At 57.5% G+C, this 11,972-nt stretch carries 19 protein-coding genes, 3 tRNA genes and 1 riboswitch; of the genes, 14 read left to right on the forward strand and 8 right to left on the reverse strand.

The annotated features are described in order from the left end of the window. The first annotated feature begins 35 nt into the window (after positions 1–35). On the forward strand, positions 36–443 hold the full coding sequence (locus AC2FGE_RS11665) for an MAPEG family protein (RefSeq protein WP_496819390.1): 408 nt from the start codon (positions 36–38) through the stop codon (positions 441–443). Between the two features lie 15 nt (positions 444–458). Here the strand turns inward: AC2FGE_RS11665 and AC2FGE_RS11670 are convergent, their stop codons facing one another. Continuing rightward, positions 459–611, reverse strand: coding sequence for a hypothetical protein (locus tag AC2FGE_RS11670; protein ID WP_496819391.1), 153 nt, complete (start codon positions 609–611; stop codon positions 459–461). 148 nt (positions 612–759) lie between these two features. On the opposite strand from AC2FGE_RS11670, the gene AC2FGE_RS11675 reads away from it, so the two are divergent. From AC2FGE_RS11675 to AC2FGE_RS11685, 3 genes are all read left to right on the forward strand, one after another. Beyond that, a tRNA-Gly gene (locus AC2FGE_RS11675) sits at positions 760–834 on the forward strand. Between the two features lie 33 nt (positions 835–867). Then, positions 868–942: transfer RNA gene (locus AC2FGE_RS11680), tRNA-Gly, on the forward strand. Positions 943–1,026: 84 nt separating this feature from the next. Continuing rightward, positions 1,027–1,893: a GNAT family N-acetyltransferase gene (locus tag AC2FGE_RS11685; protein WP_496819392.1), complete on the forward strand. Its 867-nt coding sequence runs from the start codon at positions 1,027–1,029 to the stop codon at positions 1,891–1,893. Here the strand turns inward: AC2FGE_RS11685 and AC2FGE_RS11690 are convergent. Then, positions 1,890–2,129, reverse strand: a complete 240-nt coding sequence (locus AC2FGE_RS11690) for an Lrp/AsnC family transcriptional regulator (RefSeq protein WP_170532103.1) — start codon at positions 2,127–2,129, stop codon at positions 1,890–1,892. The genes AC2FGE_RS11685 and AC2FGE_RS11690 overlap by 4 nt on opposite strands. Before the next feature lie 154 nt (positions 2,130–2,283). Between AC2FGE_RS11690 and hisB the strand changes: the two genes are divergently transcribed. Both hisB and hisH read left to right on the forward strand, forming a co-directional pair. Then, on the forward strand, positions 2,284–2,871 hold the full coding sequence (gene hisB, locus AC2FGE_RS11695; RefSeq protein ID WP_496819393.1) for an imidazoleglycerol-phosphate dehydratase HisB: 588 nt from the start codon (positions 2,284–2,286) through the stop codon (positions 2,869–2,871). After that, complete coding sequence (gene hisH / locus AC2FGE_RS11700; RefSeq protein ID WP_496819394.1) at positions 2,872–3,510, forward strand: imidazole glycerol phosphate synthase subunit HisH; 639 nt, start codon at positions 2,872–2,874, stop codon at positions 3,508–3,510. A gap of 4 nt (positions 3,511–3,514) precedes the next feature. Here the strand turns inward: hisH and AC2FGE_RS11705 are convergent, their stop codons facing one another. Next, a complete protein-coding gene (locus tag AC2FGE_RS11705; RefSeq protein WP_496819395.1) occupies positions 3,515–3,916 on the reverse strand; it encodes a DUF2147 domain-containing protein in 402 nt (133 codons plus the stop codon). Positions 3,917–4,050: 134 nt separating this feature from the next. On the opposite strand from AC2FGE_RS11705, the gene hisA reads away from it, so the two are divergent. Together hisA and AC2FGE_RS11715 are read left to right on the forward strand one after the other, a co-directional pair. Next, on the forward strand, positions 4,051–4,773 hold the full coding sequence (gene hisA, locus AC2FGE_RS11710) for a 1-(5-phosphoribosyl)-5-[(5-phosphoribosylamino)methylideneamino]imidazole-4-carboxamide isomerase (protein ID WP_496819396.1): 723 nt from the start codon (positions 4,051–4,053) through the stop codon (positions 4,771–4,773). Positions 4,774–4,822: 49 nt separating this feature from the next. Continuing rightward, a complete protein-coding gene (locus AC2FGE_RS11715) occupies positions 4,823–5,242 on the forward strand; it encodes a DUF2867 domain-containing protein (protein ID WP_496819397.1) in 420 nt (139 codons plus the stop codon). A 3-nt stretch (positions 5,243–5,245) separates the two neighbouring features. Here the strand turns inward: AC2FGE_RS11715 and AC2FGE_RS11720 are convergent, their stop codons facing one another. Further along, positions 5,246–5,692: a DUF302 domain-containing protein gene (locus tag AC2FGE_RS11720; RefSeq protein ID WP_496819398.1), complete on the reverse strand. Its 447-nt coding sequence runs from the start codon at positions 5,690–5,692 to the stop codon at positions 5,246–5,248. Between the two features lie 120 nt (positions 5,693–5,812). Between AC2FGE_RS11720 and hisF the strand changes: the two genes are divergently transcribed. The 3 genes from hisF (at position 5,813) to AC2FGE_RS11735 (ending at position 7,511) form a co-directional block, all read left to right on the forward strand. Next, positions 5,813–6,574: an imidazole glycerol phosphate synthase subunit HisF gene (hisF, locus tag AC2FGE_RS11725; RefSeq protein WP_496720581.1), complete on the forward strand. Its 762-nt coding sequence runs from the start codon at positions 5,813–5,815 to the stop codon at positions 6,572–6,574. Further along, positions 6,571–6,879 (forward strand): phosphoribosyl-ATP diphosphatase, encoded by a 309-nt coding sequence (locus AC2FGE_RS11730; protein ID WP_496819399.1) that lies wholly within the window; start codon positions 6,571–6,573, stop codon positions 6,877–6,879. Before hisF ends, AC2FGE_RS11730 begins: the two co-directional genes overlap by 4 nt. A 65-nt stretch (positions 6,880–6,944) precedes the next feature. Then, on the forward strand, positions 6,945–7,511 hold the full coding sequence (locus tag AC2FGE_RS11735; protein ID WP_496819400.1) for a hypothetical protein: 567 nt from the start codon (positions 6,945–6,947) through the stop codon (positions 7,509–7,511). Between the two features lie 2 nt (positions 7,512–7,513). Here AC2FGE_RS11735 and AC2FGE_RS11740 read toward each other — a convergent pair whose 3' ends face one another. From AC2FGE_RS11740 to rlmB, 4 genes are all read right to left on the reverse strand, one after another. Then, a complete protein-coding gene (locus AC2FGE_RS11740; RefSeq protein ID WP_496819401.1) occupies positions 7,514–7,984 on the reverse strand; it encodes a CoA-binding protein in 471 nt (156 codons plus the stop codon). A 198-nt stretch (positions 7,985–8,182) separates the two neighbouring features. After that, the gene (locus tag AC2FGE_RS11745; RefSeq protein ID WP_496819402.1) at positions 8,183–8,635 is read right to left on the reverse strand and encodes a YHS domain-containing (seleno)protein; all 453 of its coding nucleotides are present in this window, start codon (positions 8,633–8,635) and stop codon (positions 8,183–8,185) included. Positions 8,636–8,740: 105 nt separating this feature from the next. Then, positions 8,741–9,055 carry a hypothetical protein gene (locus AC2FGE_RS11750; RefSeq protein ID WP_496819559.1) on the reverse strand — a complete coding sequence of 105 codons (315 nt, stop codon included), beginning with the start codon at positions 9,053–9,055 and terminating at the stop codon, positions 8,741–8,743. Then, a complete protein-coding gene (rlmB, locus tag AC2FGE_RS11755) occupies positions 9,036–9,809 on the reverse strand; it encodes a 23S rRNA (guanosine(2251)-2'-O)-methyltransferase RlmB (protein ID WP_496819403.1) in 774 nt (257 codons plus the stop codon). Before rlmB ends, AC2FGE_RS11750 begins: the two co-directional genes overlap by 20 nt. 116 nt (positions 9,810–9,925) lie before the next feature. On the opposite strand from rlmB, the gene AC2FGE_RS11760 reads away from it, so the two are divergent. The 3 genes from AC2FGE_RS11760 to cobW all read left to right on the forward strand — a co-directional run bounded on the left by AC2FGE_RS11760 (position 9,926) and on the right by cobW (position 11,969). Next, positions 9,926–10,009 (forward strand) — tRNA-Tyr (locus AC2FGE_RS11760). A gap of 237 nt (positions 10,010–10,246) precedes the next feature. Then, positions 10,247–10,452: riboswitch (cobalamin riboswitch) on the forward strand. Between the two features lie 83 nt (positions 10,453–10,535). Further along, positions 10,536–10,910, forward strand: a complete 375-nt coding sequence (locus tag AC2FGE_RS11765; protein ID WP_496819404.1) for a DUF1636 family protein — start codon at positions 10,536–10,538, stop codon at positions 10,908–10,910. A 3-nt stretch (positions 10,911–10,913) separates the two neighbouring features. After that, entirely contained in the window at positions 10,914–11,969 is a 1,056-nt protein-coding gene (gene cobW, locus AC2FGE_RS11770) for a cobalamin biosynthesis protein CobW (RefSeq protein WP_496819405.1), read from the forward strand. Positions 11,970–11,972 lie beyond the last annotated feature (3 nt).

Here is an 11,972-nt window from a genome sequence, read left to right on the forward strand (position 1 = left end):
GAATGGCCGCGCGGGCAACTGCGCGGCCATTTTGCATGACCCTGACGGAGGCCCCAAGAATGCTGACCATTACCCCGATCTATGCCGCATTGATCGCAATTCTTTACGTCTGGCTCAGTGCAAAGGTCATCTCGGCGCGCCGCAGCGGGAAGGTCTCGGTCGGGGATGGGGATGACAAAGCGCTGATCAAAGCGATGCGAACTCACGCAAATTGCGCGGAATATGCACCTTTTGCGCTGCTCTTGATTGCAATGGTCGAATTGCAGGGCGCGCCAGCTCTGTTAGTGAATCTGTTGGGTTTGTTGATCCTCGCCGGACGGCTGATGCATGCCTATGGCTTTGGCCACAACCCGCAGGTTATTGTTCTGCGCCAGATCGGTATGGTTATGACCTTTGCCGCCATTCTGTTCAGCGCCATCGCCAATCTTATTCTGGCTTTGTAGGTCCCTCGACCGGGCTTACCCCGGCATCACGCTGACCTCGGCCAAGGACCACGCCATGCCCACTGGATATGCATGGCTTACCTGATCCGGCTCGGCTTTGATGATCCAAAATCCCATCACAATCATCACCGCAAGCGCCGCCAATTTAAGGTCTGCAATCTGTACCATCTTTCCACCTCCGCCATTTTCGGTCTCAGTTGCTCTGGTTCTTCAACGCACCAGACACCGGTTTCCGTCGAAAGATTTTTCCGGAATTTTGTGTTTTTCCGCTTGCAGCCTCGCGTGGGACTTTATACATCCCTCCTCACTCAACGGCGCGGGCGTAGCTCAGGGGTAGAGCATAACCTTGCCAAGGTTAGGGTCGGGCGTTCGAATCGCCTCGCCCGCTCCATTGAGAGGTCTTTGGACCATACAAGTATCTGATGCGGGCGTAGCTCAGGGGTAGAGCATAACCTTGCCAAGGTTAGGGTCGGGCGTTCGAATCGCCTCGCCCGCTCCAGATACTAACCTTTCCCGAACATGCTGGTCCTTTGCGAAGCGTTGCCCCATTCTGGCGACACCGCGCATTACAGGATCATTGAATATGTCTGACTACGTCATCCGACCCCTTACAGCAGCCGAACTGCAGCACGCCGTTGAATGGGCCGGGCGCGAAGGGTGGAATCCTGGTCAGAACGATGCCGCGTGTTTTCGCCCTACTGACCCGCATGGCTTTCTGGGCGGATTTCTGGATGGAGAGATGATCGCGTCAGTGTCCGCTGTGAACTACGACGACGCGTTTTCATTTCTAGGTTTCTACATCGTCCGCCCCGAATTTCGTGGATCGGGCCATGGGCTGGAGATCGCCCAGCACGCGCTGGCCCATTGCAAAGGGCGCAATATGGGTCTGGATGGTGTGGTCGAGCAACAGGACAACTATCGCAAATCCGGCTTTACCTTTGCCTATAACAACTATCGCTTTAGCGGAACAAAAACCGGGATATTGGCAGCGCTTGGATCGCAGTCGACTGCGAACATATCCGTTCTGACTGAGATATCCGAGGATTTGCTGGCCTATGATCGGGCCCTGTTCCCTGCCCCGCGTGACGTTTTCCTGCGTGAATGGCTGCGCGCACCCAGCCATACCTCGCGCACCTTTGTTGAAAACGGGGTGATCAAAGGTTACGTGACCCTGCGCCCCTGCCAGACCGGATACAAGATCGGGCCATTGTTTGCAGATAGCACTGAGATTGCGCAGGCGCTGCTGGCCTCGGTTCTGAGCAATATACCCGAGGATCATACGACGCATGAGGTGTTTATCGACATGCCCCAACCCAACGCCGCCGCCTTTGCGCTGGCCGATGCGTTGGAGCTAGAGAAGGTCTTTGAGACCGCCCGGATGTATTCGAACCATGAACCCGATATCGACCTGAACCGGATTTTCGGCGTGACGACGTTTGAGTTGGGCTAGAAGGCCTTGAACGTCATCGTCGTCAGTGATCGTTCGATACCGGGAATCACCAGCAGGTTTTCATTGATGAAATGGCCCACATCTTCGGATTCTGGAATATAGAGCTTCAGCATCAGGTCATATTCACCGCTGGTAGAATAGAGCTCGGAGTGGATTTCGCGCAGCGCGATCTCTTCCGCCACTTTGTAAGTGGTGCCGGGTTTACAGCGGATCTGGATGAAAACGCAGGTGGACATGGGCCGGGCCTTGTTGGTTCGTGTTGCACGCAGGCTGGCACGGGCCGCGCCTGTGTGCAATCCCCTGCAACAGTTTGCAGCGAAGGCATCAAGCGGTCTGGATAGGCAGCCCGTCCGCGTCTATAAGCGCCCCTGTAGCAAAAGGAATTCGCCCATGCGCAGCGCTAAGATCAGCCGTCAGACTGCCGAGACCGAGATCTCGGTCGAGGTCAATCTGGATGGGACCGGTCGATATGACAACCAGACCGGTGTTGGCTTTTTTGATCATATGCTTGACCAGTTGGCGCGTCATTCGCTGATCGACATGACGATCCGGGCCAAGGGCGATTATCACATCGACGACCACCACACGGTCGAGGATACCGGGATCGCGCTGGGCCAGGCGCTGACTCAGGCTTTGGGCGATAAAAAGGGGATTCGCCGCTATGGTGAATGCCACCTGCCCATGGATGATGCGCAAGTGCGTTGTGCACTGGACCTGTCGGGCCGTCCGTTCCTAGTTTGGAACGTGGACCTGCCAACCCAGAAGATCGGCACGTTCGACACCGAGTTGGTGCGTGAGTTCTTTCAGGCGCTCAGCACCCATGGGGGCATCACCTTGCATATCGACCAGTTGCACGGCTTTAACAGCCATCACATTGCCGAAGCCGCATTCAAAGCGGTTGCGCGGGCGCTACGCGAGGCGGTCGAAACCGACCCGCGCAAGGCAGATGCGATTCCGTCGACCAAAGGTGCCTTGTAGATGCTGACTGCCATTATCGACTACGAGAGCGGTAATCTGCACTCGGCCGAGAAGGCGTTTCAACGCATGGCACAGGAACAGAACGCGGGCGAGGTCGTGGTGACCTCGGATGCGGATGTTGTTGCACGCGCCGATCGGCTAGTGTTGCCCGGTGATGGAGCCTTTCCCGCCTGCGCGGCAGAGCTGCGGGGGCATAAGGGTATCTACGACGCCATGGTCGAAGCGGTCGAACAGAAAGGCCGCCCGTTTCTGGGCATCTGCGTCGGCATGCAGCTGATGGCAACAAAGGGCCATGAATACAGCGAAACCGATGGTTTGGGCTGGGTGGCTGGCGATGTGGTGCGGATTGAACCGTCAGATTTTGCGCTGAAGGTGCCACATATGGGTTGGAACAATCTGGTTCTGGAAAGCGATCACCCAGTGTTCAACGGGGTCGCATCCGGTGATCATACCTATTTCGTCCACTCTTACCACTTCCGTGCCACAGACCCGGCGCAGCGCTTGGCATATGTGAACTATGGGCAAGAGGTCACGGCCGTGATCGGCCGCGACACGATGGTGGGGATGCAGTTTCACCCGGAGAAAAGCCAGGATGTAGGCCTGCGCATGATCGGGAATTTCCTGACCTGGGCCCCTTAAAAATTTACTGAACGCGCGTCCAGGTCTGCCCCCGGCAGACCAGACCACCAGCGACACATCCTTTGACGGTCAGTTGGTTCTGGCTGTCCAGGGTCATCTTTGAATTGTAGGTCTTGTCCCGGTCGGGGGCCCAAATCTTGCCGCTGTCATAGCTGCCGCCACCTTCGGGCACCATGTCCCAGATAATCTGCTTGCCCAGATTCTCATAATCCAGTTGCTGATCGCCATTGCCATCAAACGCACTGTCTATAGTGCCACAGATCGCACTGCCGCATTCAGCAATTGAGACATGCAGATAGCCCCCGGTATCACCCGGTTGTGTTTTCCAAAGCCCATCAACGGGGTCCGCCGCCATTGCGCCGGTCGCCAAGGTTGCAAAGACAACGGATGTTGCAAATTTCATCATAGTAACCTCCCTGATTTGGTGTCAGTCTGGCGTGCCATTGGGCATCGGACAAGATTGACTTTGCGTCGCGTTGCATCCCCGGCCCGCCTTGTGCGATATGCCGCCCATGTAACATTCAGATAAGGCCGCCCGACATGATCCTCTACCCCGCCATCGACCTTAAAGACGGCAACGCCGTGCGCCTGCTGCGCGGAGAGATGGATAAAGCCACCGTTTTCAATGAGGACCCGACCGCGCAGGCCCGTGCTTTTGTCGAGGCCGGGTGCGAGTGGTTGCACCTTGTCGATTTGAACGGCGCCTTCGCGGGTGAGCCGGTGAATGCCGCCCCGGTCGAGGCGATCCTGAAGGCCTGCAACGTGCCCGCGCAGTTGGGCGGTGGCATCCGCGACATGGCAACCATCGAGACCTGGATCGACAAAGGTCTGGCCCGCGTCATTCTGGGAACAGTCGCCGTTGAAAACCCCGATCTGGTGCGCGAAGCGGCCAAAACCTTCCCTGGCAAGGTCGCCGTTGGGATCGATGCACGCAACGGCCTGGTCGCAACCAAAGGCTGGGCTGAAGAAACGAACGTTCAGGTCACCGATCTGGCGCGCAGTTTTGAGGACGCAGGCGTTGCGGCGATCATCTACACCGACATCAACCGGGACGGGGCGATGCAGGGCCCGAATATCGACGCAACCGCCGCGCTGGCGAAAGCCGTTTCCATCCCTGTGATCGCTTCGGGCGGCGTCTCTTCGATTGAAGATCTGCTCGCCCTGCGCGATTGTGGCGCAGCCTTGAACGGTGCCATTTCCGGACGCGCCCTTTATGATGGGGCGATCGATCTGAAAGAGGCTCTGACAACTCTCAGAGAATAGGGCAATGTTCCATTCCGCTGTCAAACGCACGGCACTATCAGCCCGAAGCTTGCTTCATAAACGACTCAAACAGGGCGATTACCTGGACTGTTTCAGCGTCGCGTCGGATTTATCACCACGTCAGGCAGCAGAAATCATCACCAGCTTTCCGGCATGGGCCATGGCGCTTGTTCGATTGCGCGGGTTATTGGTGGCGCCGTTCGGACTCAGCACCACTGGGCCGAGCGCAATGGATAAAGTTGGGATATTTCCAGTTGAACACGATGATGAGACCGAGGTGATCGCAGGCTTCAACGACCGCCATCTGGATTTTCGAGTGTCGGTCTTATCTGAGAACGGCCGCATCTCGCTGGCGACCTGGGTTCACCGGCACAATCTGGGCGGACGCTTGTACCTGGCCGCAATCCTGCCCTTCCACATCCTGATCGCCAGAAATGCGCTTGCACGCGTCAGTCGCGCAAGCGCCTAGGGCTTAACCAGCCGCCGCCGCAGTCAGCTTGGCCAGAGCACCGCGCATTTTCTCGACAACGGGCGCGTTTTCGACGTCGTCCAACTCGTCCATCGTTTCTTTCGGGTCCTCATAGGCCAACCAGACCTGACCCTCTGCATCTTGATAGGCCTGAACCTTCAATGGCAGGAACAGTCCAGCACGAGGATCGATCTGCATCGCGGGTGTGCCCAGAGCGGGGTTCCCGAAAATCAACACTTGGTTGGGTGGGATCGGCGTGCCCACCTTCTCGGCCCCTGCCGCGTGGTCAATCCGCGCAAAAACGGTTGCGCCCGCATTGCCCACGGCGGCTTCCAACGCATCCAGCGCTTCGGCCACGGATTTTTCGGTTTGAATCTTGATAATATCGTCAGCCATGGCGGTCAGAGCGCCTCCGATTGTGAAAACTGATGCCAGAAGAAGATGTCTCATCGCAGTCGTCCTTTTGCTGAATTTCGCACCTAATTTCCATGGCTTCGCCTCAGATCACAATCACAAGTCTGGCATCGGCGGGGCTTTGCCGGTAGAGGTGCGCCAAACAAAGGAAGGTTCATGCTCAAGACCCGCATCATACCCTGTCTGGATGTTGCCGATGGCCGTGTGGTCAAAGGCGTGAATTTCGTGGGCCTGCGCGATGCGGGCGATCCGGTGGAATCGGCCAAAGCCTATGATGCCGCAGGCGCGGACGAGATCTGTTTTCTGGACATCCACGCGACGCATGAAAACCGCGGCACGATGTTCGATGTGGTCCGGCGCACTGCCGAACAATGCTTCGTACCCCTGACCGTAGGTGGAGGCGTGCGCACCAAGGACGACGTGCGCGCCCTGCTGCTGGCGGGAGCTGATAAAGTCAGCTTCAACTCGGCCGCCGTCGCCAACCCGGATGTGATCGCAGAGGCCGCGGACCAGTTTGGTAGTCAGTGCATCGTCTGTGCCATCGACGCCAAAACCGTAAGCCCGGGGAAATGGGAGATTTTCACCCATGGCGGACGCAAACCTACCGGGATCGATGCGGTCGAGTTCGCCAAGACGGTTGTAGCCAAAGGTGCAGGGGAAATCCTCCTGACGTCTATGGACCGTGATGGCACCAAGGCCGGATTCAACCTGCCCCTGACCCGAGCGATCAGTGACGCGGTGGACGTGCCGGTGATCGCCAGCGGCGGTGTTGGTAATCTCGACCATCTAGTCGAAGGCGTGACCGAGGGTGGTGCAAGCGCGGTTCTGGCGGCCTCGATCTTCCATTTCGGCGAATACACCATCCGCGAGGCCAAGGAACACATGGCCGCTGCGGGTATTCCGATGAGGCTGACATGAGTATTCTCCACGATCTTGCTGCAACCATCGAAGCCCGCAAAGGGACTGACCCAGACTCCAGCTGGACCGCCAAGTTGCTGGCCAAGGGCCCAGAAAAATGCGCCGAGAAATTCGGGGAAGAAGCCGTTGAGGCGATCATCGAAGCCGTCAAAGGCGACAAGGTTCGGCTAACCTCCGAAGCGGCCGATGTGCTGTACCACCTGTTGGTGATGCTGGCAGCGCGCGATGTTGCGCTGGATGATGTGCTCGCTGAACTCGAACGGCGACAGGGCACCAGCGGCATTGCTGAGAAGGCCGCGCGCTAAGCAGGGTTCCGATCTGCGCACCCCCGGCTTATGATCCTTCGGAAGGCTCAATAGGGGAACTCGGAATGATCAGAGCTTTGGCCTTTGTTCTGGCCCTTGTGAATTTGGCGGCTTGTGCCACCCCTCCCCCGCAGACCGGCGATGAGGTTCAGCGCCTTGCGACCGAAATCCTGGCATTAGGCCCCGACATTGACCCGGAAGAGGCCAACCGCGCTGCCCGGATCGCCTATTCCTACACCGCGCAACTGGTACAGGAATATCAGATCACCGACCCCCCGCTGATCCACAATACAAAGGTCAATCAGGGGCTACGCCCACGCGGGCTGTGCTGGCATTGGGCCGAAGACATCGAGCGCCGATTGAAACAGGAAAACTTCGAAACGCTTGCGTTGCACCGCGCCATCGCCAATGCCGACAACCCTTTCCGCATCGACCACAGCACGGCGATCATCAGCCGCGCCGGAGGCTCGATGTACGAAGGTGTTGTGCTGGACCCGTGGCGCTATGGCGGGGTTTTGTTCTGGTCACCGCTGTCAGACGACAGCCGATATGACTGGGTTCCGCGCGATGTTGTTCTGGAAAAACGGCGTCAGGCGCAGGTGGCACGGCTGAAACCCTATGTTGCAAACTAGGCTTACAGCTTGGATGAGATGATACCGGTGCTGAACCCACCCATGCGCAACTCGCCAAACAGGCGCTGATATTCGATCTTCGGGCATCGATTCATCACCACATCCACACCACGGGCCTGCGCCGTTTCAGCGGCCTGAGGATGCTCTACCCCGATCTGCATCCAGATGGTCCGAAGCTTGGGGAATACCTCCAGCGCTTCGTCGACGATGAGCGGAACAGCCTCGGAACGTCGGAAGATATCAACCATATCGACAGGTTCAGAAATCTCGGACAGGGCGCTACGCACCGTTTGACCGAACAAGTCCTTGCCAGCATGGCCCGGGTTGACGGGGATCACGGTATATCCCTTCAAGGAAAGATACCGCGCCACATAATAGCTGGGCCGCACCGGGTTCATCGACACCCCAACTACCGCGATGGTTTTGGTGCGTTGCAGGATGGTTTTCAGATGCGCGTCAGAGTAGTTTGCCATGGTTGCATCCTAATCATAGCCGCAAAAAAGAAAAAAGCGCCCAAGAAGCCTTGGGCGCCAGTTGTTGGAACGAGGGACAGTGAAATGACCCGCGGCAGTTCCGTTCCGCGGTCACTGTGACATTTAGGCATGATCTGGTAAAAAAAAAGACCATGCGCTCATTTTTGTGATGACTTTTCACAAAATACGGACAATCGGCTAGTCTTCGTACAGAATGACGGGCCAATTTTCCTCGGCCAGATGAATATTCGCCGCTCTGTCCTGTTCCCACATCCGTTCAACTGCTGGGGAATGAGTGAGATACAAACGCCCATCCACGACCTGCCATGCCATGGGGTCAGTGCTTTTTAGAACCCCATTTGCCATCGCATAGGAACAATAGCCCCCGAACTGAGGTGCAAAGGCGCGCGGGTTACTTTCAAACCGCTCGCGATTTTCCTGTGACGCAAAATGCCACTGGGCCCCTTTCCACATGACAGCAATGCTCGGCTCACCCCGAACCGGTGCAGCACTGTCGAAATAGGACACCGGATCATACCCCGCCATCGCGGCCCCTTCGGTCGCATAATAGACAGGCTTGTCCTGCGCCCAAGCGACGGGCGCAAGGGCGATGGCTGTCAGTATACCGAATAGGAAACGGCGGTTTTGCATCTGGGTCCCGTGACAAAGAATCGAGCGACTAAGATGCAACTTTTGGGCGGCTGTGAAACCCCAGTTGACGTGGATGTGAACATCCTTGCGAGTGCGGAGCAGCCCTTAGTCAAAGATGTCTTCTATGACATCCCAGGCCTCATCCAGAACACGATAAAGCGTGCTCTTTTTCTTCTTCTTTTTTCGCGATTTCGGAGACGCCGCATGACTTATCGCGACCTGGTCAGGCCTTGATTTCTGAACCTTGTGCTTCGGCAGTTTCTTAAGATCGTGCAGCGGTGCGCCGCAGTTGGAACAACTCAGCTCATGCCGGTTCTGTCCTGTCAGAACCAGGGCAGCCCGTGTACCGCAGTAGCAGCAGGTGGCGATTTTGGACGGTCCGGAAATAGTACTCTCCTCGCTAATGGTGCCGAGAGGCATATAGGGCGATTGCAGCAGCATTTGAGACGTTCAGTGATCCAAATCCCCCCGATGCGTCAATTTTCACCAATTGGTCGACGGTTTCCTTGGTTTTTTGCCGCAATCCTGGCCCTTCAGCACCCAATACCAGTGCCACAGGTCGATCCCTTTGATCCCCAAGGGCAATTTCAATAGTTTCATCCGCTTCGCCATCCAGACCGAGCACCAGAAACCCCATCGACTGAAGCTCGGTTATGGCATCGGCCAGATTGCGCACCCTCAGATAAGGCTGGCGTTCCAATGCGCCGCTGGCGGTTTTTGCCAGTGCCCCGGTTTCAGGGGCAGAATGATGCCGGGTTCCGATCACCGCGCTTGCACCCAGCACTTCGGCTGACCGCAGAATCGCACCTACGTTATGCGGGTCCGTTACACGGTCCAGCAGGATCACGCGGGGGTGTTCCCGTCCGATGCAGTTCTCGGCCAAACCGCCCCACTCCAGGGGCTTAACTTCAAGTGCCGCGCCCTGATGCACAGAACCCGCGTCAATTGGGGCATTGAATTTGCGCGGGTCAACCATCTCGGCCTCAATCCCCGCAAATTCAATGGCTTCAACCAGTTTGTCCTGCGCATTTCGCGTTACAATCAGGCGCAGTTTTTGGCGTTTGGGGTTCATCAAGGCGTCGCGCACGGCGTGCAAACCAAACAGCCAAACCGTCTCGGCGGCCGCCGCTTTTCGCGCCTGTTCCTTTTCGACAACCCACTTGGGTTTTTTCATTCTGAGGGCCTCCGGGCCGTGAATTCGCTTTCCTGCGTCAAAGCCGTATTTTCCTGTTGACGCTCCTTTGGTGCGCTAGTAATCACGCCTCCACGTCAGGTGCAACGCCTGACAGTGGGCGACAGGCCGCAAGGTGTGGCAGGGGACTGTAACTCCCTCGCGGAGACGCACGCCTGGTTCGATTCCAGGGTCGCCCACCACTCTCACAAAGCTTCCAGATACCAGAGCAAAACGCACCCGCCAATGGCCCGTGTCTGCTGTTATGAATGGCAGTCTAGTTATTCGTCAAACATTTGGTTCAGTGAAGTGATCGCTGTCAAACCTTTCGAAAGCCGCAGGCTAAGCCCTGACATGCCGCCCAACGACCGCCACAGGTCGTTTTTCTGCACCCGGCGTTGCGGTTGTCGGCGACACGCTTGACAAGCACCGTATCAGTGCCGCATGTCCGATCCGTTGGTGTCCTCGTAAGAGGATGAAAAGGGAATGCGTCAACGGGTTTACCGCCAAACGCAGCCGCCCCCGCGACCGTGACCGGAGAGGGTGCCCAAAGCCACTGGCCAAAGGCTGGGAAGGCGGGACATCCGACAGGGTATACACCCTGACATCCGCAAGCCGGGAGACCTGCCAGCGCCCGAAGATGAAACCGGACGGGGTGTTCCGGTGTGGGGCTTGGATCGGCCCACATGAAACCCCGTCCCCCAGATTTGACTAAGGGGGATGAGAGAGATGAATAAAGCCGCACCAGTTGAACTGCTGGTCTGCACGACATGCCGCCGTGGCCTGGCGATCGAAGACGACACCCAGCGCCCTGGTGCCTTGCTGCACAAGGCGCTGGAACAGGCCGGCGTGCCAGACGGGATCGACCTAAAGCCTGTGGAATGCCTGTCAAATTGCGATCAGGGCTGTTCCATCGTGCTGCGTGGGGGACCCGCGCGTTGGACTTTTGTCTACGAAAACCTCAACGAAACCGACCATGTCGAAACGATCATTGAAGGTGTGACCAAGTATTTGGCCACTGACGATGGTTTGGTCAAATGGCGCGAACGTCCTGAACATTTCCGCAAAAACTGTGCGGCCCGTATTCCCCCGATTGGAGCTTGACCCATGTCTACTCTCGAAAAACTTCCCGTCACTGTCATCACCGGCTTTCTGGGCTCGGGCAAAACCACGCTGGTCAAGCATCTGATGCAGAACCCGCAGGGCAAACGCCTGGCCGTTGTGGTCAATGAATTCGGTGATGTCGGTGTCGATGGCGATATCCTGAAATCCTGCGCCATCCCGGATTGCCCGGCAGAGAACATCATGGAGCTGGCGAACGGCTGCATCTGCTGCACCGTGGCTGACGATTTTATCCCGACCATCGAGGCGCTGATGGCGCTAGAGCCGCGCCCTGAACATATTCTGATCGAAACCAGCGGTCTGGCCCTGCCCAAACCACTGCTGAAAGCGTTTGATTGGCCAGATATCCGGTCTAAAATCACGGTGGATGGCGTAATCGCTCTAGCGGATGCCGAGGCTGTCGCCGCTGGTCGCTTTGCGCCGAATGTCGAGGCCGTGGATGCCCAGCGCTTGGCGGATGACTCGATTGACCATGAAACCCCGCTGTCAGAAGTATTCGAGGATCAGATATCCTGCGCCGATATAATCCTGCTGACCAAACCGGATCTGGCCGGTCCCGAAGGCGTGGCAAAGGCCAAAGCAATCATCGCCGCCGAAGCGCCGCGCCCGCTGCCTGTGGTCGAAGTCGCCGAAGGTGTCGTGGATGTGCGCGTTGTGCTGGGCCTGGAGGCCGCTGCCGAGGATGACATGGATGCGCGACCCTCGCATCACGACGGCCATCATGACCACGAACATGACGATTTCGAAAGCATCATTGTCGAGTTGCCCGAACAGTCTGATCCACTTGATCTGGTCACCAAGATCGAACGTCTGGCGACAGAGTTGAACATCCTGCGCGTCAAAGGCTATGCCGCTGTTCTGGGCAAACCCATGCGCCTGCTGGTGCAAGCCGTCGGCGCGCGTGTTCGCCATCAATATGACCGTCCGTGGGAACCCGGCGAAGACCGCCGCTCGCGCATGGTGGTTATTGCCGAGCATGATGACATCAAAGAGGCCGCGATCCGCGATGTTCTTGTGGGCGTGACCGAGGCTGCCGAGTAAGCC

It is taken from the genome of Ruegeria sp. YTSA075 (genome assembly GCF_059610245.1).